General features: G+C 62.7%; 23 protein-coding genes and 1 pseudogene. 10 read left to right on the top strand and 14 right to left on the bottom strand.

The annotated features are described in order from the left end of the window. Window positions 1–96: 96 nt before the first annotated feature. Together PPA02S_RS16795 and recQ are read right to left on the bottom strand one after the other, a co-directional pair. Window positions 97–534, bottom strand: a complete 438-nt coding sequence (locus PPA02S_RS16795) for a MarR family transcriptional regulator (RefSeq protein ID WP_028635473.1) — start codon at window positions 532–534, stop codon at window positions 97–99. Between the two features lie 150 nt (window positions 535–684). Then, window positions 685–2,832: a DNA helicase RecQ gene (recQ, locus tag PPA02S_RS16790; RefSeq protein WP_028635472.1), complete on the bottom strand. Its 2,148-nt coding sequence runs from the start codon at window positions 2,830–2,832 to the stop codon at window positions 685–687. A 243-nt stretch (window positions 2,833–3,075) separates the two neighbouring features. Here recQ and PPA02S_RS16785 point away from each other — a divergent pair, with 243 nt between their 5' ends. From PPA02S_RS16785 to PPA02S_RS16775, 3 genes are all read left to right on the top strand, one after another. Then, a complete protein-coding gene (locus tag PPA02S_RS16785; protein WP_028635471.1) occupies window positions 3,076–3,663 on the top strand; it encodes a YecA/YgfB family protein in 588 nt (195 codons plus the stop codon). A gap of 7 nt (window positions 3,664–3,670) precedes the next feature. Next, the gene (locus tag PPA02S_RS16780) at window positions 3,671–4,036 is read left to right on the top strand and encodes a YbaN family protein (RefSeq protein ID WP_028635470.1); all 366 of its coding nucleotides are present in this window, start codon (window positions 3,671–3,673) and stop codon (window positions 4,034–4,036) included. A gap of 310 nt (window positions 4,037–4,346) precedes the next feature. Then, a complete protein-coding gene (locus tag PPA02S_RS16775; RefSeq protein ID WP_028635469.1) occupies window positions 4,347–5,705 on the top strand; it encodes a TolC family outer membrane protein in 1,359 nt (452 codons plus the stop codon). Between the two features lie 41 nt (window positions 5,706–5,746). Here PPA02S_RS16775 and PPA02S_RS16770 read toward each other — a convergent pair whose 3' ends face one another. The 4 genes and pseudogenes from PPA02S_RS16770 to PPA02S_RS16760 form a co-directional block, all read right to left on the bottom strand. Beyond that, the gene (locus PPA02S_RS16770) at window positions 5,747–6,346 is read right to left on the bottom strand and encodes a tRNA-uridine aminocarboxypropyltransferase (RefSeq protein ID WP_028635468.1); all 600 of its coding nucleotides are present in this window, start codon (window positions 6,344–6,346) and stop codon (window positions 5,747–5,749) included. A 52-nt stretch (window positions 6,347–6,398) separates the two neighbouring features. Further along, window positions 6,399–7,433: a methyl-accepting chemotaxis protein gene (locus PPA02S_RS16765; protein ID WP_428829810.1), complete on the bottom strand. Its 1,035-nt coding sequence runs from the start codon at window positions 7,431–7,433 to the stop codon at window positions 6,399–6,401. A 252-nt stretch (window positions 7,434–7,685) separates the two neighbouring features. Continuing rightward, a pseudogene (locus PPA02S_RS23685) lies at window positions 7,686–7,958 on the bottom strand (PAS domain-containing protein); the annotation flags it as partial. A gap of 141 nt (window positions 7,959–8,099) precedes the next feature. Continuing rightward, window positions 8,100–8,993: a LysR family transcriptional regulator gene (locus tag PPA02S_RS16760; RefSeq protein WP_028635466.1), complete on the bottom strand. Its 894-nt coding sequence runs from the start codon at window positions 8,991–8,993 to the stop codon at window positions 8,100–8,102. 221 nt (window positions 8,994–9,214) lie between these two features. Here PPA02S_RS16760 and speB point away from each other — a divergent pair, with 221 nt between their 5' ends. After that, entirely contained in the window at window positions 9,215–10,165 is a 951-nt protein-coding gene (gene speB, locus PPA02S_RS16755; protein WP_028635465.1) for an agmatinase, read from the top strand. A gap of 157 nt (window positions 10,166–10,322) precedes the next feature. Beyond that, window positions 10,323–11,702, top strand: a complete 1,380-nt coding sequence (locus PPA02S_RS16750; RefSeq protein WP_028635464.1) for a sodium:solute symporter family protein — start codon at window positions 10,323–10,325, stop codon at window positions 11,700–11,702. A gap of 63 nt (window positions 11,703–11,765) precedes the next feature. Here the strand turns inward: PPA02S_RS16750 and PPA02S_RS23450 are convergent, their stop codons facing one another. The 3 genes from PPA02S_RS23450 to PPA02S_RS16740 form a co-directional block, all read right to left on the bottom strand. Further along, window positions 11,766–11,894: a PA1414 family protein gene (locus PPA02S_RS23450; RefSeq protein ID WP_256217484.1), complete on the bottom strand. Its 129-nt coding sequence runs from the start codon at window positions 11,892–11,894 to the stop codon at window positions 11,766–11,768. 213 nt (window positions 11,895–12,107) lie between these two features. Continuing rightward, window positions 12,108–13,034 (bottom strand): DMT family transporter, encoded by a 927-nt coding sequence (locus PPA02S_RS16745; RefSeq protein WP_028635463.1) that lies wholly within the window; start codon window positions 13,032–13,034, stop codon window positions 12,108–12,110. A gap of 97 nt (window positions 13,035–13,131) precedes the next feature. Next, window positions 13,132–13,539: a hypothetical protein gene (locus PPA02S_RS16740; RefSeq protein ID WP_028635462.1), complete on the bottom strand. Its 408-nt coding sequence runs from the start codon at window positions 13,537–13,539 to the stop codon at window positions 13,132–13,134. Window positions 13,540–13,757: 218 nt separating this feature from the next. Here PPA02S_RS16740 and PPA02S_RS16735 point away from each other — a divergent pair, with 218 nt between their 5' ends. After that, window positions 13,758–14,030: a hypothetical protein gene (locus PPA02S_RS16735; RefSeq protein ID WP_028635461.1), complete on the top strand. Its 273-nt coding sequence runs from the start codon at window positions 13,758–13,760 to the stop codon at window positions 14,028–14,030. A 67-nt stretch (window positions 14,031–14,097) separates the two neighbouring features. Here the strand turns inward: PPA02S_RS16735 and PPA02S_RS16730 are convergent, their stop codons facing one another. Next, entirely contained in the window at window positions 14,098–15,459 is a 1,362-nt protein-coding gene (locus PPA02S_RS16730; protein ID WP_028635460.1) for a DEAD/DEAH box helicase, read from the bottom strand. Between the two features lie 103 nt (window positions 15,460–15,562). Here PPA02S_RS16730 and PPA02S_RS16725 point away from each other — a divergent pair, with 103 nt between their 5' ends. After that, window positions 15,563–16,870, top strand: a complete 1,308-nt coding sequence (locus tag PPA02S_RS16725) for a mechanosensitive ion channel family protein (RefSeq protein WP_028635459.1) — start codon at window positions 15,563–15,565, stop codon at window positions 16,868–16,870. A 128-nt stretch (window positions 16,871–16,998) separates the two neighbouring features. Here PPA02S_RS16725 and arfB read toward each other — a convergent pair whose 3' ends face one another. The 4 genes from arfB to PPA02S_RS16705 all read right to left on the bottom strand — a co-directional run bounded on the left by arfB (window position 16,999) and on the right by PPA02S_RS16705 (window position 19,687). Further along, the gene (gene arfB / locus PPA02S_RS16720) at window positions 16,999–17,412 is read right to left on the bottom strand and encodes an alternative ribosome rescue aminoacyl-tRNA hydrolase ArfB (protein ID WP_028635458.1); all 414 of its coding nucleotides are present in this window, start codon (window positions 17,410–17,412) and stop codon (window positions 16,999–17,001) included. 185 nt (window positions 17,413–17,597) lie between these two features. Beyond that, complete coding sequence (locus tag PPA02S_RS16715) at window positions 17,598–18,461, bottom strand: carboxylate/amino acid/amine transporter (protein ID WP_028635457.1); 864 nt, start codon at window positions 18,459–18,461, stop codon at window positions 17,598–17,600. Window positions 18,462–18,664: 203 nt separating this feature from the next. Further along, window positions 18,665–19,264 (bottom strand): FMN-dependent NADH-azoreductase, encoded by a 600-nt coding sequence (locus PPA02S_RS16710; RefSeq protein ID WP_028635456.1) that lies wholly within the window; start codon window positions 19,262–19,264, stop codon window positions 18,665–18,667. A 108-nt stretch (window positions 19,265–19,372) separates the two neighbouring features. Then, window positions 19,373–19,687, bottom strand: a complete 315-nt coding sequence (locus tag PPA02S_RS16705) for a hypothetical protein (RefSeq protein WP_028635455.1) — start codon at window positions 19,685–19,687, stop codon at window positions 19,373–19,375. A gap of 47 nt (window positions 19,688–19,734) precedes the next feature. Here PPA02S_RS16705 and PPA02S_RS16700 point away from each other — a divergent pair, with 47 nt between their 5' ends. The 3 genes from PPA02S_RS16700 to PPA02S_RS16690 are packed head-to-tail and all read left to right on the top strand — an operon-like array spanning window position 19,735 to window position 22,035. Further along, on the top strand, window positions 19,735–20,658 hold the full coding sequence (locus tag PPA02S_RS16700) for a LysR family transcriptional regulator (RefSeq protein ID WP_028635454.1): 924 nt from the start codon (window positions 19,735–19,737) through the stop codon (window positions 20,656–20,658). Window positions 20,659–20,671: 13 nt separating this feature from the next. Then, entirely contained in the window at window positions 20,672–21,484 is an 813-nt protein-coding gene (locus tag PPA02S_RS16695; protein ID WP_028635453.1) for an alpha/beta fold hydrolase, read from the top strand. Further along, a complete protein-coding gene (locus PPA02S_RS16690) occupies window positions 21,478–22,035 on the top strand; it encodes a peptidylprolyl isomerase (protein WP_028635452.1) in 558 nt (185 codons plus the stop codon). The genes PPA02S_RS16695 and PPA02S_RS16690 overlap by 7 nt, the downstream gene beginning before the upstream one ends. Window positions 22,036–22,057: the final 22 nt, after the last annotated feature.

Raw genomic sequence — 22,057 nt, 5'->3', positions numbered from 1 at the left:
TGATTGCGCCAACTTTTAAAGCTCGTGGAAGACAGTTGCTTCCAGAGGGGCTCTGCTGAATCAGCAAGTTATATGCAGTGCGATACTCCAAGCCGATCAGGGCTTCTCGAGGTTCCCCAGGATCTTCGCGTGCACGCGCATGCACACCTCAAGGTCAGCCTCGTCAACGCCACTGAACAACTCCACCCGCAGTTGGTTGGCAATGGTTTCGATCTGCTCGATCAGCGGCCTGGCGGGCGGGCATAGCTGGATCTTCTTCGCCCGCCGGTCCTCCATCACCGCCTGCCGACGCACCAACCCCTGCCCTTCGAGGCTGTCCAGCAGCCGCGCCAGTGTCGGGCCTTCCACACCCACGCTCTGGGCCAGCTCACGCTGGGTGGGGGCCTCTGCAAAGCGGGCCAGGTGCAGCAGCACCAACCAGCGGGCCTGGGACAGGTTGAGCCCGGCCAGGCGGCGGTCGAGCTCAGCGCGCCAACCACGGGACATCTGGGCCAGCTGCATGCCGAAGCGGTGTTGGTTGTCAGTCAGGGGCATAAGCAACTCGTTGAAAAGATCTAATTATTAGGCAGCTAACCATGACGCGCCCGGGGAGGCAAGCCGATGGGCGGGACGAATGCCCGGCAACCGTGCGAACACATGACACGGGTCAGCGGACGGGCCAAATGCCAGCGCCGTTATCGGTAATCACAACTCGAACTCCGCCGCCAATGCTGCACGCACGCAGTGCAACACGCCCTCCGGCACTCGCGGGCCAAACAGAGGGGCGATGGCCGAAACCGGGGGCAGTTCGCCTTCGCCGTCAAGGAAGGCATCCTGGATTTCGGCCAGCAGGTCTTCAGGCAGGTCCAGTGCCTGCTCAAGGTTCAGCTCCTGACGCCCCAGTGCCTCGGCCAGCAGGCTGTAGACGTTTTTCTCGCTGCAGCTCAGCTGGCCGGCGATCTGGGCCGGGGTCATGCCAGCGCGGGCCAGGCTGACCAGTTCATGGCGCAGGTCCAGTACCACCTTCGGCGCCTCGTCAGTGCCGCCACTGCCGTTGAGCACCTCCAGGAAAGCCTGCCCGTAACGTTCCAGCTTGCGCGCGCCCACGCCGCTGACCTGGGCCATGTCGCTGAGGGTGGCAGGCTGGCTGCGCAGCATTTCCAGCAGCGTGGAATCGGGGAAAATGACATACGGCGGCACGCGGTGTTCTTCTGCCAGCTTGCGCCGCAGGGTGCGCAGTGCTTCCCACAGTTCGCGCTCTTCGGCACGCACCAGTTGGCTGGCCGGGCTGCCGCCACCCGAGGACGCGGTGCGGGCGACGGTTTGCGGCTTGAGGTCGCGCCGCAGCTGCAAGGTGACCTCGCCGCGCAGCAACGGCCGGCAGCTGTCCGAAAGCCGCAGGCCGCCATAGCCTTCAAGGTCGATGTCCACCAGCCCCCGCGCCACCAGTTGGCGGAACAGTGACCGCCACTCGGCCTCCGGCAGCGCCTTGCCCACCCCGAACACCGAGAGTTTCTCGTGCCCGAAGTTGCGCACTTTTTCGGTGTCCTTGCCGAGCAGTACATCGACCAGATGCCCAACGCCGTAGCGCTGGCCGGTTCGGAACACCGCCGACAGCGCCTGGCGCGCCGGCTCGGTGGCGTCCCAGGTTTGCACGTTGTCTACGCAGTTGTCACAGTGCCCGCAGGGTTGCTCGAGGGTTTCGTCGAAGTAGGCAAGCAGGGTCTGGCGCCGGCAGCGGGTTTCTTCGCACAGGGCCAGCATGGCGTCGAGCTTGTGCTGCTCGATGCGCTTGTGACGCTCGTCGCCCTCGGAGTTCTGCAGCATCTGCTTGAGCATGACCATGTCTTGCAGGCCGTAAGCCATCCAGGCATCTGACGGCAGGCCGTCACGCCCGGCTCGGCCGGTTTCCTGGTAGTACGCCTCCATCGACTTGGGCAGGTCGAGGTGCGCGACGAAGCGCACGTTGGGCTTGTCGATGCCCATGCCGAAGGCAATGGTCGCCACCATGATCAGCCCTTCCTCGTTGAGAAAGCGGTGCTGGTTGGCCGAGCGGGTCTCGGCGGCCAGGCCTGCGTGGTAGGGCAGCGCAGGGAAGCCCTGGTCACACAGGAATGCGGCGGTTTCATCGACCTTCTTGCGCGACAGGCAATAGACGATGCCGGCATTGCCGCGGCGCTCGCCCAGAAATGCCATGAGCTGCTTGCGCGGTGCCTCCTTGGGCACGATGCGGTAGAAGATGTTGGGCCGGTCGAAACTCGACAGAAAACGTTCGGCGCCCTGCAGGTGAAGGCGCTGAACGATTTCCTCGCGGGTGCGCATGTCGGCGGTTGCCGTCAACGCGATGCGCGGTACATGGGGGAACAGTTCGGCCAACTGGCCGAGTTGCAGATACTCCGGGCGGAAGTCATGCCCCCACTGGGATACGCAGTGGGCCTCGTCGATGGCGAACAGGGAAATATCCAGCTCACGCAGGAAGTCGAGCATGCGCGGCTGCACCAGGCGCTCTGGCGCCAGGTAGAGCATTTTCACCTCGCCACGGCGCAAGCGGCCAGCCAGGTCACGCTGCTGCTCGGCGCTGAGCGTGGAGTTGAGCGCCGCAGCCGCCACCCCCAGTTCATCCAGCGTGGCCACCTGGTCGTCCATCAGCGCGATCAGTGGCGAAACCACCACCGTAAGCCCCGGGCGCAACAACCCCGGCACCTGGAAGCACAACGACTTGCCGCCGCCGGTGGGCATCAGTACCAGGGCATCGCCACCATTGGCCACGCATTCGATGATCGCTGCCTGGCGCCCCCGGAAACTGTCGTAGCCGAAGATATCCTTGAGAACGCGCTGAGCCTGTTCGAGCATGTGCAACTCCACAAAACGCCGTACCATCCTGGACACAGGCTGGACGAAAAACCCGCTCCGCACACGCCGAATGCGTAAGCGGTTTTTTCCAGAGGTACGGCAAAGCCCGCCCCTGGATTGGAAACCGTCAAGTATACCGCAGCACCACCCCGCACAGGCACCGCCGCGATGGACGTTCCTTTGCCCCGCCACCGTCGCAAGGTGCTAGAATTCGGTATCGTTTATTCCCAAGGTAGCCCTGTAATGCCCTTCGCCGAGCAACTGACCCGCCTGCAAGCCTTCCTCGACGCCGACGAGCTGCACGAAGAAGCGTTGGACTATGTCGCCGCCCACGGCTACCTGACCGCCTTGTCGATCAATGCCGAAGACGTGCCTGAGCGTGAGTGGATCGACGCCCTGTTCGCCGAGGAACCCCGCTACGCCAGCGACGCCCAGCGCACCGAGATCGAAGCCACGCTGGTGGCGCTCAAGGCCCATATCGCCCGCCAGTTGGCCAGCGACGATGAGTTCGAACTGCCCTGCGACCTCGACCTCACCGACGAGCCAGACGACTCCGACCTGCGCGGCTGGTGCATCGGCTTCATGGAAGGCGTGTTCCTGCGCGAGGAAGCGTGGTTCGAAAACGCCGAAGAGGAAGTGAGCGAAATGCTGCTGCCGATCATGGTCGGTTCGGGCCTGTTCGATGAGCAACCGGAGTTCGCCGACATCGCCGCCAATGCCAGCCTGCAGGACGACATGATCGTGCAGATCCCGGAAGCCCTGACGGCGCTGTTCCTGCTGCTGCACGCCCCGGAAGAGAAGCCTGCCCTGCTCAAGCCACGTCACCACTGAGCCCTCTGTGCGCTACCTGCTGCTGGCCATCGGCTGGCTCAGCGTAGCGCTGGGCGTGGTGGGCATCTTTCTACCGGTGCTGCCTACCACGCCTTTTCTGCTGCTTGCCGCAGCCTGCTTCGCCCGCAGCTCCCCCCGCTTTCATCACTGGCTGGTGCATCACCCCAAACTGGGGCCATGGATCCACGGCTACTTGAGTGGTGAAGGTATCCCACTGAAGGCCAAGGTGTACGCCATCGCCTTGATGTGGGCCAGTATCGGCCTCTCCTGCTACCTCGTGCCCCTGCCGTGGGCGCGTGTCTTCATGCTGGCCAGCGCCCTGTTGGTGAGCCTTTACATCCTCAAACAGAAGACGTTGCCACCCAGGGCGTGACAATATTCTGTCGCCAAATATCAATATCGCCTAGCTCCCCGTCCTCTTAGCGGCTTTCGTTCTGGAACCGCCCGCAACCCTTATTTCACAAGGATCTGAACGGGAAACCGAGGACAATTCGGTCGATAAATTACATTGTCGTTAGACAAAATAGGTCGCACATGGCAGTTTGATATGAATAAATCTTCTTATATATCGCGCTGAATGTACTTAGCTGTGGGATTAAAAACCTGCAACACTATACGACATCACGATATAGTCATTTTTTTGGCGAAAAGCAGGATCAACCCAGGATCAGGGAGAGGTACCCATGCGCGTTTTGAACCCCATCACCAGTGCATTACTGTTGGCTCTGGTAAGTGCCAACGTACAGGCGATGTCGATCACCGAAGCTGTGCAGAGCGCCGTGGACTACCATCCCCAGGTCAGCTCCAACCGCAACAGCAAGCTGTCTGCAGACGAAGACGTGAAGTTTGCCCGCGGTGGCTACTACCCGTCCGTAGACCTGGTCGCCGGCTATGGCCGCCAGCGTTCCGATAATGCCAACACCCGCGCCCAGGGCAGGCATAACAAGGAAACCCTGAACTACACGCAGTCCGAGCTGCGCCTGCGGCAGATGATCTTCGACGGGTTCAACACTTCCAACGAGGTAGGCCGCACCGAAGCAGTCTCCACTTCGCGCGCCTACTACACCCAGGCCGTGGCCCAGGACGTTGCCCTGCGTGCCATCGAGGTCTACCTGGAAGTGCTCAAGCGCCGCGAACTGGTAACCCTGGCCAAGAACAACCTGCAAGCCCACCTGCGGGTCAATGACCAGATCGGCCTGCGCAACGAGCGCGGCGTGGGCAGCACCGCTGACCTTGACCAGTCTCGCGCCCGTCGCGCACTGGCCGAGAACAACCTGGACACCGCCGAAGTCGACCTGGCCGATGCTGAAGCCAACTTCTTCAGCGTGGTAGGCCGGGTGCCCGATGAGCTGGAGGACCCGCAGTCGATCAATGTGCAGATGCCGGCCAACCTGGAAGAAGCCCGCGAAGGCATGCGCCAGAACAACCCGTACATCAAGTCGGCCCAGGCTGACGTGAACGCTGCCGAGAAGCAGTACGAAGTCGGCAAGTCGACCTTCTACCCGCGCTTCGACGCCATTCTGGCAACCGGTGCCAACAACAACACTGGCGGCGAAAAAGGCCACAGCAACAACGACTGGCAAGCCGGTGTTGAAATGAACTACAACCTGTTCCGCGGCGGCAGCGACAGCGCACGCCTGCGCTCCGACTCGCACAAGATCAACCAGGCCCTGGACATTCGCAACAATGCCCTGCGCGAGCTGACCGAGAACCTGAGCCTGGCCTGGAACGCCATGACCAACGCCAGCAAGCAGCTGCCAACCGCACGTGAATACGCCGACACCACCAAGCGTGTGCGTGCCGCGTACCAGGACCAGTTCGGCCTGGGCCAGCGTACCCTGCTGGACGTGCTGGACAGTGAGAACGAACTGTACAACGCTGACCGCCGCTACACCGAGGTGCGCTATACCGAGGAATACTCGCGTTACCGCGTGCTGGCGACCATGGGCGAGTTGCTCAGCAAGCAGCGGATCTCGCTGCCGCCAGAAGCCTACGCCACCACCGAAGTGCGCACCGACGCCCGCCTGCCAGACATGCGCTGACCGCAGCCCGCAGCATGGCGCCCGGTAGGGGCGCCATGCGTTCAACCGGCGCCGTGGTTGCGCTGGTAAGTGGCGTCACCCATCGCCTTGATCTGCCCGTCTATCAACGCGTCGAAGGGTGCCAGCAACCCGTCGAAGCTGTTGGGGCATTCGAGCTCATTCAATGCCCGCACCACCGCTTCGAGGGTGGACAAGGCGCCTTCCTTGGGTGCCTTGCGCAGCCTGTAGCGGGATACCCCACCGGCCTTCAGGGTTACCTTCGGCAGCGTCGCCAGCAAAGGGTTGAGGTACAGCAACTTGCGGGCCTTGCGCCAGGTACCGTCCGGCACCACCAACAGTAACGGCCTGTCGTCCTGTTGGCCGCCCGCCGTCAGCGGCTGGGCATCATTCCCCGGAAACAGCAACACCGGCCGATAGCCGGGGGCAGCCAATAGTGTGCCCAAGTCTTCGAACACCTCGCCAACCAGCAACTGGGCATTCTGCAGACCGAGCGCCACCAGCCGTGCGGTGTTCAAGGCATGGGAGGCTTCGCTGGTGTGCTGCAACAGCAGCACACGGGTGCGACTGCCCAATGTGGGAATCAACGGGCAGAGGCAGTGCTCGCCGGGGCGCTGGCACCGCTCGCAACGGGGTCTGGGCATGGGGTTCTCCTGGGCGGCGCAGTGTGCCACAGAACCTGCGCCGCGGGCGCGATCAGCGGTTGAAGCGCTCGGCCAGGCTGTGCAGGTAATCGGCCATGCGCTCCAGGTCCTGGCTGATCTGCGCGCCCTGCCGGGCCTGGCCGGCGCTTTGATCACTGAGCTGGGCGATGCGGGTGATCTGCTGGTTGATATCCTCGGCAACGTGGCTCTGCTGCTCCGACGCCGTGGCCATCTGCTGGCTCATGCCTGTGATGCGGCTGACGGCCTGGGCGATGCCGCTGAGCGCAGCCTGCACGGCTTCGACACTGTACACACTGTCCCGCGAAATCTGCTCACCCCGGCTGGCTGAGTTCACGGCCCGTTCAGCACCTGCGCGCAACGAATCGATGATCTGGTGGATTTCCTCGGTCGAGGTACGGGTGCGCTGGGCCAGCGAACGCACCTCATCGGCCACCACGGCGAAGCCGCGGCCCTGCTCGCCGGCACGGGCGGCCTCGATGGCCGCATTGAGTGCCAGCAGGTTGGTCTGCTCGGCGATCGCGGTAATCACGTCCACCACGCTGCCAATCGACTGGGTCTGCTCGGCCAGGGCGTTGACCGCCTGGCCGATGTCGTTGACCGCGTCGCGCATGCTGCCCATGGCCTGCAGGCTTTTAAGGGCCAGCGCGCTACCCTGTTGCGCCAGCTGGTCGGCATCACCTGCCGCATGTGCAGTGCTTTGCACGTTGTGCGTGACCTCCTGGATGGTCGCGGCCATCTCGGCGATGGCCGTGGCGGACTGGTCGGTTTCGCTGCGCTGGCGTTCCAGCATGCGCGCCTGGTCATCGGACAGCGCCGACGACTGTGCCGCTCGGGCCTTGACGCCTACACCGGCATCCTCCAGCCGAGTCAGGGCGGTTTGCAGGCGAGCCTCTTCGCTAAGAATGGCCAGGTCCAGCTGGCCATGCAGGCCGGGGTTGCTGCTGTAGGTCAGCGCCACCAGCGGGCTGGTGAACGCCTTGGGGTGTTCAGCCAACGTGCGGCGAATCGCCTGCCGCTGCTGGCGCTGCACCAGGCCCCACGCCATCAACAGGCTGGCGCCGAGCACCCCGAGTGCAGCCTGAGGCGGTAGCCACAGGTAACCCAGCCCCGACGCCAACCCGGCACCGATCAACGGCAGGCCCTGGACCAGACCGTGGCCGATGCTGGCCGCCAACGGCACAGGGGCACGGCCGGCACGCAGGCGCGCGTACAGCTGTTCTGCGCGGTGAATCTGCTCACGGGTGGGTACCGAGCGTACCGACTCATAGCCGCTGATGTGACCGTGCTCGTACACGGGCGTCACGTAGGCGCTCACCCAATAGTAATCGCCATTCTTGGCGCGGTTTTTCACCACGCCCATCCAGGGTTTGCCCTGCTTGATGGTGTCCCACATATGCGCGAACACCGCAGGCGGCATATCGGGGTGGCGCACTAGGTTATGGGGTTGGCCGACCAGTTCGTCGTAGGTAAAACCGCTGATGGCCACGAAGGCATCGTTGCAATAGGTGATGCGGCTGTTCAGGTCGGTGGTGGAGATCAGGCGTTGATCGCTGGAGAAAGTTCTTTCGTGCTCGGTAATGGGCAAATTCATGCGCATCTTCGGCGATCCTTGCAGGATGAATAAGAGGAAATCATCAGCGCACCTTGATGTGTAGCAGAGCGCTTTCATAGTGGGAGGCGGTAGCTGTAGGAAATATCGGCCGCCCGACGAAGTGCATGAACGCGATGTGAATCAGCCCACGTTCAGTTGGCTTTTCAGCAGATCGCGGAAGGTTTGAATCAGCGGCTCGCGGCTGCGCCCACGGCGAGTGATCATGGAGAACGGCGCCTGGTAGCCAAAGGTGGACGGCGAGAGCACCCGCAGGTCGCCCTTGTCTGCCCAGGCCTGGGCATAGTGCTCGGGCAGGTAGCCGATATAGGCACCCGACAGAATCAGGATCAGTTGCGCCTCCATGCTCTCCACCGTGGCGGCGCTGTGCTTGAACCCATGTCGCGCCAGCTCGGCCTGGCTCCAGTAACCACGCCCCACCATGCGCTGTTGGGTCACCACCTGTTCGGGAATGCGCCGTTCGGCGTACAACGGGTGGCGGCTGCTGCAGTACAGCCAGTGCTGCTCCCGGTACAACGGCTGGTACACCAGCCCGCTCATGCGCGAGGAAAACGCCCCGATGGCCAAGTCCAGGCGGTTGTCCTGTACGCCCAGCTGCAACTCGTAAGGGCTGGACACGGACAGGTGCAGGTGCACAGCCGGGTGTTCCTGGCTGTAGGCGCCGATGGCTTCGGCCAGGGGCAAGGCGCGGTCGCCGACCGTGGAGTCGATTACGCCCAGGTTGAGGGTGCCGCGCAGCTCGCCCTTGAGCGCTGCCGCGTATTGCTCGAAGCCGTCCAGCTCAGCCAGCAAGCGCAAGGTTTCCTGGTGGAACAGCTCCCCCTTGCTGGTCAGGCTGAAGCCGCCGCGGCCACGGTGGCACAGCACCAGCCCGAGGGCGCCTTCCAGCTGGCTCATGTAGGTGCTGATGGCGGAGGTGGACAGGTTCAGTTCGCGCTGTGCGTTGGCGAAGCCCTGGTGGCGCACCACGCTGACGAAGATGCGCAGCAGTTTCAGGTCGGGCAGTGTCGAGGCCATGGATAAACGATTCCGCACAGGGTTGGCGCGAAGTCTAACCGCTAGGCGGCCTTTAGTTTAGAAATTCCTGAACTAAGTTTTTGCCGGTAGCGATTCTTCCCCTGCCCCCCGTTGCGCAGACTTGGCCGAAATGTCCCTGGCCGCCGCCCGCTGCACACCGGCAAGACCACGCGGCACAGGTTCGAACAAACACAACAATCGACCGACTGATGAGGCCCACCGTGGACAAGATCCTCCACCAACCACTGGGCGGCAACGAAATGCCGCGTTTCGGCGGCATCGCCACCATGCTGCGCCTGCCCCACCTGCAAACCGCTGAAGGCCTGGATGCTGCATTCATTGGCGTGCCGCTGGATATCGGCACCTCGCTGCGCTCCGGCACGCGCTTTGGGCCACGGCAGATCCGCGCCGAATCGGTGATGATCCGCCCCTACAACATGGCCACCGGCGCCGCCCCGTTCGATTCACTGTCGGTGGCTGATATCGGCGACGTGGCCATCAACACCTTCAACCTGCTGGACGCCGTGCGCATCATCGAAGAAGCGTACGACGAGGTGCTGGAACACAACATCATCCCCCTCACCCTGGGTGGCGACCACACCATCACCCTGCCTATCCTGCGTGCCCTGCACAAGAAGCATGGCAAGATCGGCCTGGTGCACATCGACGCCCATGCCGACGTCAACGACCACATGTTCGGCGAGAAAATCGCCCATGGCACCACCTTCCGCCGCGCCGTGGAAGAGGGCCTGCTCGATTGCGACCGTGTGGTGCAGATTGGCTTGCGTGCCCAGGGCTACACCGCCGATGACTTCAACTGGAGCCGTCGCCAGGGCTTTCGCGTGGTGCAGGCCGAGGAGTGCTGGCACAAGTCGCTGGCGCCGCTCATGGCCGAGGTGCGGGAGAAAGTCGGGGGCGGGCCGGTATACCTGTCGTTCGACATCGATGGCATCGACCCGGCCTGGGCGCCTGGCACCGGCACACCGGAAATTGGCGGTTTGACCACCATTCAGGCGATGGAGATCATTCGCGGCTGCCACGGCCTCGACCTGATCGGCTGCGACCTGGTCGAGGTCTCCCCGCCCTACGACACCTCCGGCAATACCTCGCTGCTGGGCGCCAACCTGCTGTTCGAGATGCTGTGCGTGTTGCCCGGCGTAGTGCGCCGCTAGGCAACTGACCCAACGTTCGTAGTTGCAGTACAGAGGTACCCCCGGCAGGAGCCATGAGGGAGGGCCATAGAGGCCCGCCAACACCTACAAAGGCTGCCGGGCGAACACCGCCCGAGCCGCCGATCTCGCCATAATAAAGATAATCGGGAGACCCCCAATGGCCTTGGACATCATTGTTGTAATGATCTATACCGCCGCCATGCTAGGGCTTGGCTGGTACGGCATGCGCCGCGCAAAAACCCATGAAGACTACCTGGTGGCCGGGCGCAACCTGGGGCCTGTGTTGTACATGGGCACCATGGCCACCACCGTGCTGGGTGGCGCATCCACGGTCGGCACCGTGCGCCTGGGTTACGTACACGGCATTTCGGGCTTCTGGCTGTGCGCAGCGCTGGGCCTGGGCATCATCGCCATCAACCTGTTCCTGGCCAAGCCGCTGCTGCGCCTGCGCATCTTCACCGTGACCCAGGTGCTGGAGCGCCGTTACAACCCCACCGCGCGCCAGGCCAGTGCCGTGATCATGCTGGCCTACGCGCTGATGATCGCCGTGACCTCCACGCTGGCCATGGCCACTGTGCTGCAGGTACTGCTCGACCTGCCGTTCTGGGCCTCGCTGCTACTGGGGGGCGGTGTGGTGGTGCTGTACTCGACCATTGGCGGCATGTGGTCGCTGACCCTCACCGACATCGTGCAGTTCGTGATCAAGACCGTGGGGCTGATGTTCATCCTGCTGCCGGTGTGCCTGTACAAGGCAGGCGGCTGGGACACGTTGATGGCCAAGCTGCCGGCGGCCAGCTTCCAGCTGACCACCATCGGCTGGGACACCATCATCACCTACTTCCTCATCTACTTCTTCGGCATTCTGATCGGCCAGGATATCTGGCAGCGGGTGTTCACTGCCCGTGACGAGAAGGTTTGCCAGCGTGCCGGCACCACCGCCGGGGTGTACTGCGTGCTATATGGCCTGGCCTGCGCAGTGATCGGCATGGCGGCCCATGTACTGATGCCCGACCTGGCCAACCCGAACAACGCCTTTGCCGAGATGATCAAGACCACCCTGCCCGACGGCATTCGTGGCTTGCTGATGGCGGCGGCCCTGGCGGCGATGATGTCCACGGCCAGCGCGGGCCTGTTGGCAGCATCCACGACCCTGACCGAAGACCTGCTGCCACGGCTGCGGGGTGGCAAGCAATCCAGCCTGGGCATCAGCCGCCTGTTCACGCTGATCACCGGGCTGGTGGTGCTGGGCATCGCACTGGTGGTCAACGACGTGATCAGCGCACTGACCCTGGCCTACAACCTGCTGGTGGGCGGTATGCTGGTGCCTTTGATCGGGGCCATTTTCTGGAAACGCGCCAGCACCGCGGGGGCCATCGCCAGCATGACGCTGGGCTTCGCGACCGCGCTGCTGTTCATGTTCAAGGATGGCCTGGAGGCGAACACGCCGATCTACTACAGCCTGGCCATTGGCCTGGTGAGCTTTGTGGTAGTCAGCCTGCTGTCTCGCCGGCCGTTGGCAGCGGTGAAGCTAGCCTGACCCGCTGGCAGCACCAACGAAAAGGCCGCTGTACCCACCCTGGTGCAGCGGCCTTTGGCGTTTTCAGCGGCGCCGTGGCTGGCGCTTGCGCTGCTCTTCATCAGTCGGGATGGGCACCGGCTGCAACGGTGGAGGGATCAGGCCCAAGGCAACGGCCAGGTCGTGGAGCCAGTTGTACAGTGCTTTATTCATAATGCCCCCTTGACGGGTCAGCCTCACGGCGAATCAGTCCTGCGATGCGTCATACAGATCATAGCCCTATGAACTACAGTGCGCATGCTCATGTACTTACAGATAAGGGTGATTGTGCCCCTAATCAAGCGCTTGCTGGGGATTCCGACGGTTGGTTAATCGTTTCCCTTTGTTGCTGCAGCGCCGAACAGTGCGTTAACAACCTGCCAAGCTTCACCCCACCCACCGGCGCAGTTGCTGCTTTACCCAGGGTTCAGCGCTGACCAGCACCACTCCCAACAGCACCAGCAAGGCGCCCGCCACAAAATTCACGCTCAGGGGCTCACCCAGCAACACCACCCCGAAGGTGACCCCGAACAGCGGCGTGATGAAAGAAAACACCGCCAGGTTCGACGCCAGGTATTTGCGCAGCAGCCAGAACCAGGTCAGGTAACTGATAAACGACACCACAATGCCCTGGAACAGCACGCTGCCAATGGCCAGCGGCGTCAGCACAACATTACCGATCTGACCACTGAACAGCGCGATCAGCAGCAAACCGGCAAAGCCCACGCCCAGCTGATAGAACAGCGTCAGCGTGGCCGGCGCCTCGGACAGCCTGGACCCCCGCACCACCACGGTCGTCGCGCCCCAGGCAAGCCCTGCCAACACCCCGAACGCATCCCCCAGCAGCATGCGCCCATCCATTTCAGCGAAAGACAGGCCACCGGCAAAGGCCAAGGCGATACCGCCGAAGGCCAGCAGAATACCCAGCCACTGCAATAACCTCAGGCGCTCGCTGGGCAGCATGAAATGCAGCCCCAGGGCGGTAAACACAGGTGCCGTGTAGAGAAACACCGACATATGCGCCGCCGATGTCAGTTTCAGCCCCTCGGCAATGAACAGAAACTCCAGCCCGAACAGCCCACCGGCCAGCAGGCCAGCGCGCCAGGTACTGCCCACCTGCTCCCAGCCGCCTCGCCAGCACACCATAAGGCCCACCAGTACGGCAGCGATGCCGTTGCGCAGCGCCGCTTGCATCACCGGGGCAATATCCACGGCAGCCGTCTTGATCAGTACCTGCTGGCAACCCCAGATCAGGCACAGCAACAGCATCACCTGAAAGGCGAATGCATCGGGGTTCTTGCGGACCGCGCTCATGGGCGGGCCCCGGCTGAGGATGTAGGCATGGGTGTCAACTCACCAGAGCAAAAGGGCCGACGATTATCGAATCACCCACGCCCGCATGACCAGCCTTTTAAATGGCACCACCCGCGATCTGCGCCTTGGATGACACCTGTTCGAACGTGATTTCGTCCAGCGCATCCGCCTGCTCATCCAGCACCTGCCGGGGGTGCTCGAAGCCTGGGATGCTGCTGTCGATCAGGCTCATCAGCCGCGAGCCACGCTCGGTCAGCACGAAGTTCTCGCCATTGCCGCCTTCTTCCTCGGGCCGGGTTTCGATGAAACCACGCTGCAGCAGCAGCTTTTCGTATTCGCAGGCACGGGTTTTGAGGTGGTCCAGGTCCCCTACCGGCTCGCCCTTGGCGGCCAATGCTGCAGCATGTTGCTCGGCATAAGGGCGTGGGGTGAAGCTCTGACCGTCGCCGTTCTGCACTTCGTGCAACAGCCGCTCGATCAGGTCCCAGTCGTAGGTATTGCTCATGGTGAAGCCTCCTGCTGTGGACGTGAGGTACACAGGGTCGGACTCACCAGACGCCGGGTGGGTTCAGCGGAATGTCACAGTGGGGAACGGTTAGGCCTACATGTATGGGGGCAGGATTAGGGTTATGTTTTTTTAGCCCGTTTCACTTGTCTATTCCAGTGAACCATTGCAGCCCGCCGCCTCTCCACCCCTCAACACCATCACCGGAGGTAGAAAGGATGAAACCGCTGCTGAACATCGCCTGTGCCGCTACGCTGTGCTGCGCCCTGCCCGCTTGGGCCTGCACGCCGGACGAGGCCACACAGAAACGCGAAGAACTGGCTGGGCTGGTCACTCATCTGACTGAGCAGAACCCGCAAAAGGCCAAGGAGATCAACGAAGAGTTGCAAGGGATGGAGTTGGGCACGGCGAGCAAGGACCTGCCCGACAAGTGTCAACTGATCGACAAGCGAATAATGGAATTGAAAGCGGCCGAGAAGAAAGCGGGCTAATACAGGTGGCGTATCGCGCCCGGGCACGGGTGACCTGGCCGGGTCACCCGTGAAACCCTAGGCGTGATTACTCGGCGGCGGGCTTGCGCTTTTTCAGCGGTGCCAGGCCGTCGGAACTGCTCAAAGGTGCATTCGCCTTGGGCTTGGCCGTAGGCTTGCGCTTGGCAGCAGCCTTTTTGTCACCGGTCTTTTTCTCGGTCTTTTTCTTCTTGCTGCCGACCGCCTTGCCCGATGCCTTGACCTTTTTCGGGCCGCTGTAAGTGCCCTTCACTTCCTTGATCACCCGGCGCTCGAACTGCTGCTTGAGGTAGCGTTCGATGCTGGACATCAGGTTCCAGTCGTTGTGGGTAATCAACGAAATGGCCAGCCCTTCGCCACCGGCCCGGCCGGTGCGGCCCACGCGGTGCACGTACTCGTCACCGCTGCGGGGCATGTCAAAGTTGATGACCAGGTCCAGGCCGTCGATGTCCAGGCCACGGGCGGCAACGTCAGTGGCGACCAGTACCTTGGAGCTGCCTTCCTTGAAACGCTGGATGGCCAGCTTGCGGTCTTTCTGGTCTTTCTCGCCGTGCAGCACGAACGCCTTCACGTCCTTGGCCACCAGGTGACCGTAGATGCGATCGGCCATGGCGCGGGTGTTGGTGAAGATGATTGCCTTGTCGAACGTTTCGTTGGCCAGCAACCACTGCGCGATCTGCTCTTTATGCTGATCGTGATCGGCGGTAATGATTTGCTGGCGCGTGCCTTCGGCCAGTTGCGAAACACTGTTCAGCATCAGGTGTTCCGGGTCTTTCAACACCTTGCCGATGATGTCGCGCAGCGCCGCACCGCCGGTGGTGGCGGAGAACAGCAGGGTTTGCTCACGGTTCTCGCATTCCTTGCACAGGCGCTCCATGTCCTCGGCAAAGCCCATGTCCAGCATGCGGTCGGCTTCGTCGAGAATCAGCACTTGCACATGGGACAGGTCGAGGTTGCCTGCATTGAGCTGCTCCAGCAGACGACCCGGGGTGCCGATCAGCACGTCCGGCACCTTGCGCAGCATCGCGGCCTGTTCCTTGAAGTCCTCACCACCGGTCACCAGGCCCGACTTGATGTAGGTGAACTGGGAGAACAGCTGCACCTGCTTGAGGGTTTGCTGGGCCAGTTCGCGGGTAGGCAGCAGGATCAGTGCCCGGATCTCCACCCGGCGCTCACGCAGGTCGACCAGGCGGTTGAGCAGCGGCAGCACGAATGCCGCCGTCTTGCCGCTGCCAGTCTGCGCCGTGACGCGCAGGTCACGCCCTTGCAACGCCAGGGGGATGGCCGCAGCCTGCACCGGGGTTGGCTCGACGAATTTAAGCTCGGCCACGGCTTTAAGCAGGCGTTCGTGCAGGGCGAATTGGGAGAACACGGAGGTAACCTCAGGCAAATGCGGGAAATTCAGCTGCATAGGGTACCGTTTTCTGCCGCTTTAGCCGAATTTCTTTTGGCAACTTCGCCAGCTTCCGCGCTCTAATGGGGCTTCGTTTGGCAACAAGACTGCAAGCAAGCCCATGGATATCCAACGATTCTGGCGTGACTCCCTCGACCTGTGGGGCACCCTCGACCAACACCCCATGCTGCACGCGGCCATCGGCCTGGCGGTGCTGCTGGCGATTTCACTGATTGTCGGGCGCCTGGCGCGGTTTCTGGTGCTGCACGGCGCGCGCCTGCTGGCCCGCCAGCCGGCGCTGAAGTGGCTGGATGACCTGCGCCACAATAAAGTGTTCCACCGCCTGGCGCAGACCACGCCCTCGCTGGTGATTCAGTTCGGCCTTAAACTGGTCCCCGAGCTTTCTGACACCGTTCAGCACTTCCTAGGCAACTTCGCCCTGGCCTTCACCCTGCTGTTCATGACCATGGCCCTGTCGTGCCTGCTGGATGCCCTGCTCGACATCTACGCCCGCACCGAACACGCCCGCACCCGTTCCATCAAGGGCTACGTGCAGTTGGCCAAGATGATGCTATGGATCTTCGCCGCCATCGTCATCGTCGCCACCCTGATCGACCGCTCGCCGCTGTTGCTGCTGTCCGGCCTGGGCGCGATGTCTGCGGTGCTGCTGTTGGTATACAAGGACACCTTGCTGTCGTTCGTCGCCAGTGTGCAGTTGACCAGCAACGACATGTTGCATGTGGGTGACTGGATCGAGATGCCGCAAGTCGGTGCGGACGGCGACGTGGTGGACATCACCTTGCACACGGTGAAAGTGCAGAACTTCGACAAGACCATCGTCTCCATCCCCACCTGGCGGCTGATGAGCGAGTCGTTCCGCAACTACCGCGGCATGCAGCAGTCCGGCGGCCGACGCATCAAACGCAGCCTGTTCATCGACGCCGCCGGCGTACGCTTTCTCACCCCTGAAGAAGAACAGCGCCTGGGCCAGGTGCAATTGCTGGGCGAATACCTCACCGGCAAGCGTGAAGAGCTGCAAACCTGGAACGCGGCACTGGGCGAAGTGGCCGAGCTTGCTGCCAACCGCCGCAAGCTGACCAACATCGGCACCTTCCGCGCCTTCGCCCTGGCCTACCTGCGCAACCACCCCAACGTGCACCCGAACATGACCTGCATGGTGCGCCAGATGCAGACCACCGCCGAAGGTGTACCGCTGGAAATCTACTGCTTCACCACCACCACGGTGTGGGCCGAGTACGAGCGTATTCAGGGGGATATTTTCGACTACTTGCTGGCCGTGCTGCCGGAGTTCGGGTTGAGCCTGTATCAGCAGCCGAGTGGCAATGACATGCGCGTGGGGCTGGCTGGGCGGGCAGTGCAGGCTCCGGAACATGCGCCGCGCAGGCTGGAGCAGATGACTGAGGCGTGACCGCTGGCGTCGCTCCTTCACTAAAACAGGCCTGCAGCCAATGCCAGGCAGGCCTGGGCATCTTTTGGAAATGGACTACAAGCTAGGAGCGGAATCTGATTTTTTCCGCATAACGCCTCACAGTATTCCTAAAACTCCACCCTCCCCCGCCCCGCCTTCACCGTACTCCGCTTGGCCTTGCTTTCCAGCCGCCGCGTCTTCGACCCCAGCGTCGGCTTGGTAGGGCGGCGTTTTTTCTCCACCTTCCCGGCACCAATAATCAGCTGCGCAAGTCGCTCCAGCGCATCAGCGCGGTTCTGCTCCTGGGTGCGGTACTGCTGCGCCTTCATGATCAACACCCCGTCGCCGGTAATCCGGCTATCGCGCAGCGCCAGCAGACGCTCCTTGTAGAACTCGGGCAGCGACGACGCCTTGATGTCGAAGCGCAGGTGCACGGCACTGGACGCCTTGTTGACATTCTGGCCCCCCGTGCCCTGGGCGCGGATGTAGGTCAGTTCGATATCGGCATCGGGGAGCTGCACGTTGTTGGAGATGGTCAGCATGACTGGGCCTTTTTTGGTTGCGGGCATTATCACACCGTTCAAGGGGCTGGGTCGCCATTGGGTGTTCAGTCAGGGGCGCGGCGGCCTGGTGGGGCCATGCTGACGCTGCGCATACTCAATGCGGGCACCTGTATGCGCTCACACCCTGCTCCCGCCAATCATTCGGCAAAGCGCGCGCGTAGCGCTCAAACAGGTTGATTCACCCGCCCGCCCACCCGGCTCAGCCACACCGAGGCCAGAATGATCGCGCCGCCAATGAACAGCCGCCCCAGCGGCTCGTGCTGGTTCCAGATCAGCAGGTTCAGCAGCAGCCCCACCGGCACATGCAGGTTGTTCATTACGGCCAGCGTGCCGCCGGAAACCAGGCACGCACCCTTGTTCCACCAGTAAAGGCCCAGGGCTGTCGGGCACAGGCCCAGGAACAACAGCACCAGCCACTGCACCTGGGTAGCGGGCAAGTGCTGAGGGTTGCCGAACAGCAGGAACGCGGGCAAGGCCACCAGCAACGCGCCTAGGTAAAAGTAGCCAAAGCGCGCATAGTGCGGCAGCTCGCTGGGGTTGCGGGCCACCAGATGCCGATACAGCACCTGGCCAGCGGCATAGGTGAAGTTGGCCAGTTGCAGCAGCAGGAAGCCCATGAAGAACTCACCGCTGATGCTGTCGAAACGGATCACGGCAGCCCCCGCCACTGCCACCAGTGCTGCCAGCAACGCCCAAGGGTTGAAGCGCCGGTTCATGGCGTCTTCGATCAGGGTCACGTGCAGCGGCGTCAGGATGGTGAACAGCAGCACCTCCGGCACACTGAGTACGCGAAAGCTCAGGTACAGGCACACATAGGTGATGCCGTACTGCAGCGCGCCGATCAGCAGCATCGAACGCATGAAGCGTGGCGGCACCTGGCGCCAACGGGTCAGGGGCAAAAACACCAGCCCCGCCAGCAGCACCCGGGCCAACACGGCGAAATAGCTGTCGACGTGCCCGGCCAGGTACTCGCCGATCAGGCTGAAGGAAAACGCCTGGATCAGCGCGACGATAATCAGGTAGCCCATGGTTGCCTCTCTTGGATAAGGTCGCGACCTTAGCGGCTTGCACCGGCCCAGTTCAACCACTGGGAATGGAGGGATAACCACCCTTGCGCGGGTCGCCCCCACCTGCGCCCTTTTCGCACCCCATAAAAAAGCCCGGCCAATGGCCGGGCAGGTTCACCCAAAGGAGCTAAAAACGGGTGCAAGGGTTGGGAATTCGGTACGCCTCAGGCGATCGCGGCCATCTGGGCCTTGGCCTGGTTCAGGCCCTTTTCGTGGAAATCACCGCTCATGTTCAGGCCTTCGGCGTGGATGAAATCAACATCGTGGATACCGATGAACGCCATCACCTGGCGCAGGTAGGGTTCCTGATGATCGCTGGTGGCGCCGGCATGAATGCCGCCACGGGCGGTGAGCACAATGGCGCGTTTGCCGGTCAGCAGGCCCTGTGGGCCGGTTGGCGTGTACTTGAAGGTGACGCCGGCGCGCAGCACGTGGTCCAGCCAGGCCTTCAGGGTGCTGGGGATGGTGAAGTTGTACATGGGCGCGGCCATGACCAGTACATCGGCAGCCAGCAGTTCATCGGTCAGCTCGTTGGAGCGTGCCAGGGCGTCGAGCTCGGCGGCGCTGCGTTGCGCTTCTGGCTTCATCCAGCCACCCAGCAGGTGGGCATCCAGGTGCGGTACCGGGTTGGCCGCCAGGTCACGCACGGTGATCTGGTCAGCGGGGTGGGCAGCTTGCCATTGCTCGATGAACTCCCGGGTCAGCTGGCGGGAAATCGAATCCTGCTGACGTGCACTGCTTTCGATGATCAATACGCGGGACATGGGTGCCTCCATCGGCAAAAAGGGATGCGAGTCGATGGAGGGAAGACTAAAGCTTGACCTATCGATTAAAAAGCGTAAAAAGTGGGTGTAACATATCGATTAATTTGTTTATTCAGCCGAGCAGGCAACCGTGACACGCAGCTTGATGATCTGCCGGTTGAACTTGGCCGTGACGTCGGCGCGTTTGCCTGCCGGCACATTCACACGCCGCACCCTGGGCGCCTCGGGGCCATTGCGGAAGGTGACCTTGCAGGCAGCGGGCACCTGGCCATAGTTGTCCAGGGTGATGGCGCCGATATCGTAGGCGGTGTCGTAAGCCGTGGCATCGAGCTTCACCCCGTCGATGTGTTTTTCCACCTCGATGGGGTAGGCAAACGCTGCAACTGGCAGGCACAGCAGCATTGCTGCACATAATTTTTTCATCGGCGCTCTCCTTGAAAGAGCGCAGCTTAGGACAACAGGAGCACCACATGAAAGCGCCGCGCGTGACCCTAGACCAGTGGCGGACCCTGCAGGCGGTGGTCGATCACGGCGGCTTCGCCCAGGCAGCCGACGCCCTGCACCGCTCACAGTCGTCGGTGAGCTACACCGTGGCGCGCATGCAGGAACAACTGGGCGTGCCGTTGCTGCGCATCGATGGGCGCAAGGCCGTGCTCACCGAGGCCGGCAACGTGCTGCTGCGCCGCTCGCGCCACCTGGTCAAGCAGGCCAGCCAGCTGGAAGACCTGGCCCACCACATGGAACAAGGCTGGGAAGCGGAAGTGCGCCTGGTGGTCGATGCCGCCTACCCCAGTGCCCGCCTGGTACGCGCCCTGGCTGCCTTCATGCCGCAAAGCCGGGGGTGCCGCGTGCGCCTGCGCGAGGAGGTGTTGTCAGGGGTGGAGGAAGTCATGCTCGAGGGCATCGCCGACCTTGCCATCAGCAGCTACAGCATCGGGGGCTACCTGGGTGCGGAGCTGAGTGCGGTGGAGTTCGTGGCGGTTGCCCACCCCGAGCACAGCCTGCACCGGCTGGGCCGTGAACTGACCTTCCAGGACCTGGAAAGCCAGTTGCAGGTGGTGATTCGTGACTCCGGCCGTGCCCAGCCCCGTGACGTGGGCTGGCTGGGCGCCGAGCAGCGCTGGACGGTAGGCAGCCTGGGCACCGCCACCACCTTCGTCAGCAGCGGCCTGGGCTTTGCCTGGCTGCCGCGGCACATGATCGAACGCGAGCTGCGCGACGGCGTACTGAAACCTCTGCCGCTGGACCAGGGTGGCAGCCGCCATCCGCTGTTCTACCTTTATTCGAGCAAGGAAAAGACCCTGGGCCCGGCCACACAGATCCTCATCGACCTGCTGCGCAATTTCGACACGGCTCCACTGGACGTGCCCTTCGCCGCCCCCGCCCAAGCCTGATAGGACCGCGCCCATGGCTTATTTCGAACACGAAGGCTGTGCACTGCACTACCGCGAGTACGGCCAGGGCGAGCCACTGGTGCTGCTGCACGGCCTGGGCTCCAGCAGCCAGGACTGGGAACTGCAGGTGCCGCTGCTAAGCCAGCACTACCGGGTCATCCTGATGGACATCCGCGGCCATGGCCGGTCCGACAAGCCCCACGACGGTTACCACATCGCCACCTTCAGCGCCGACCTGCTGGCCTTGCTCGAGCACCTGCACACCGGGCCCGTGCACCTGGTTGGGCTGTCCATGGGCGGCATGGTGGGTTTCCAGTTTGCCGTCGACCACCCCCAGTGGCTGCGCAGCCTGTGCATCGTCAACAGTGCGCCCGAGGTCAAGCGCCGCACGCGCAGCGACTGGCTCTGGTGGCTGAAACGCCGTGGGCTGGCCACCGTGCTCAGCGTCGAAACGGTCGGCAAGGCCCTGGCCGAACGGCTGTTTCCCAAGCCAGAGCAGGCCGCGCTGCGCCACACCATGGCGCAGCGCTGGGCCCGTAACAACAAGCGCGCCTACCTCAAGAGTTTTGACGCCATCGTGGACTGGGGCGTACAGGAACGCATCGGGCAGATCCACTGTCCCACCCTGGTGATTGCCGCCGACCACGATTACACCCCGATACAACTCAAAGCGGCGTACGTCGCCCTGATGCCCCAGGCAACGCTGGTAGTGATCGAAGATTCCCGGCACGCTACCCCCCTTGATCAACCCCAGGTTTTCAACCAGACCCTGCTGCAGTTTCTTGCTGCGGCTTGCTCCCCTGAAGGATCTTTGCGCCCATGCTGAAAAAACTCCTGCTTACCGCCTGCTCCGTTGCTTTCGCCACCAGCGTCATGGCTTCGGACAAGACGCCGCACGTGCTGCTGGACACCAGCTTCGGCCAGGTAGAAATCGAGCTCAATGCCGAGAAAGCCCCGGTCAGTACCAAGAACTTCCTGCAGTACGTCGACAGTGGCTTTTACAACAACACCATCTTCCACCGGGTAATCCCGGGCTTCATGGTGCAGGGCGGTGGCTTCACCGAGCAGATGGTACAAAAGCAGACCAAAGACCCGATCCGCAACGAGGCCAACAACGGCCTGATGAATACCCGGGGCACGCTGTCGATGGCGCGCACCTCCGACCCGGACTCGGCCACCAGCCAGTTTTTCATCAACGTGGCTGACAACGACTTCCTCAACCCCGGGCGTGACCGCGGCTACGCCGTTTTCGGCAAGGTGACCAAGGGGATGGAGGTGGTGGACCAGATCGTCAATTCGCCTACCACCATCAAGAAAGGCATGCGTGACGTGCCTGCCGACCCCGTTTTCATCAAGTCGGCCAAACGCATCGACTGATCGCGAGTCTCACAAGGACGTG

Source organism: Pseudomonas parafulva NBRC 16636 = DSM 17004 (assembly GCF_000730645.1).
Taxonomy (GTDB): domain Bacteria; phylum Pseudomonadota; class Gammaproteobacteria; order Pseudomonadales; family Pseudomonadaceae; genus Aquipseudomonas; species Aquipseudomonas parafulva.
Note: the sequence above shows the minus strand (reverse complement) of the source record. Positions and strands in the feature narration are given on the sequence as shown.

Bases quoted from the DNA above. Each gene is read 5' to 3' on its own strand.
- PPA02S_RS16795 (WP_028635473.1), bottom strand. From the start codon at position 534: ATGCCCCTGACTGACAACCAACACCGCTTCGGCATGCAGCTGGCCCAG.
- recQ (WP_028635472.1), bottom strand. From the start codon at position 2,832: ATGCTCGAACAGGCTCAGCGCGTTCTCAAGGATATCTTCGGCTACGAC.
- PPA02S_RS16785 (WP_028635471.1), top strand. From the start codon at position 3,076: ATGCCCTTCGCCGAGCAACTGACCCGCCTGCAAGCCTTCCTCGACGCC.
- PPA02S_RS16775 (WP_028635469.1), top strand. From the start codon at position 4,347: ATGCGCGTTTTGAACCCCATCACCAGTGCATTACTGTTGGCTCTGGTA.
- PPA02S_RS16770 (WP_028635468.1), bottom strand. From the start codon at position 6,346: ATGCCCAGACCCCGTTGCGAGCGGTGCCAGCGCCCCGGCGAGCACTGC.
- PPA02S_RS16760 (WP_028635466.1), bottom strand. From the start codon at position 8,993: ATGGCCTCGACACTGCCCGACCTGAAACTGCTGCGCATCTTCGTCAGC.
- PPA02S_RS16750 (WP_028635464.1), top strand. From the start codon at position 10,323: ATGGCCTTGGACATCATTGTTGTAATGATCTATACCGCCGCCATGCTA.
- PPA02S_RS23450 (WP_256217484.1), bottom strand. From the start codon at position 11,894: ATGAATAAAGCACTGTACAACTGGCTCCACGACCTGGCCGTTGCCTTG.
- PPA02S_RS16745 (WP_028635463.1), bottom strand. From the start codon at position 13,034: ATGAGCGCGGTCCGCAAGAACCCCGATGCATTCGCCTTTCAGGTGATG.
- PPA02S_RS16740 (WP_028635462.1), bottom strand. From the start codon at position 13,539: ATGAGCAATACCTACGACTGGGACCTGATCGAGCGGCTGTTGCACGAA.
- PPA02S_RS16735 (WP_028635461.1), top strand. From the start codon at position 13,758: ATGAAACCGCTGCTGAACATCGCCTGTGCCGCTACGCTGTGCTGCGCC.
- PPA02S_RS16730 (WP_028635460.1), bottom strand. From the start codon at position 15,459: ATGCAGCTGAATTTCCCGCATTTGCCTGAGGTTACCTCCGTGTTCTCC.
- PPA02S_RS16725 (WP_028635459.1), top strand. From the start codon at position 15,563: ATGGATATCCAACGATTCTGGCGTGACTCCCTCGACCTGTGGGGCACC.
- arfB (WP_028635458.1), bottom strand. From the start codon at position 17,412: ATGCTGACCATCTCCAACAACGTGCAGCTCCCCGATGCCGATATCGAA.
- PPA02S_RS16715 (WP_028635457.1), bottom strand. From the start codon at position 18,461: ATGGGCTACCTGATTATCGTCGCGCTGATCCAGGCGTTTTCCTTCAGC.
- PPA02S_RS16710 (WP_028635456.1), bottom strand. From the start codon at position 19,264: ATGTCCCGCGTATTGATCATCGAAAGCAGTGCACGTCAGCAGGATTCG.
- PPA02S_RS16705 (WP_028635455.1), bottom strand. From the start codon at position 19,687: ATGAAAAAATTATGTGCAGCAATGCTGCTGTGCCTGCCAGTTGCAGCG.
- PPA02S_RS16700 (WP_028635454.1), top strand. From the start codon at position 19,735: ATGAAAGCGCCGCGCGTGACCCTAGACCAGTGGCGGACCCTGCAGGCG.
- PPA02S_RS16695 (WP_028635453.1), top strand. From the start codon at position 20,672: ATGGCTTATTTCGAACACGAAGGCTGTGCACTGCACTACCGCGAGTAC.
- PPA02S_RS16690 (WP_028635452.1), top strand. From the start codon at position 21,478: ATGCTGAAAAAACTCCTGCTTACCGCCTGCTCCGTTGCTTTCGCCACC.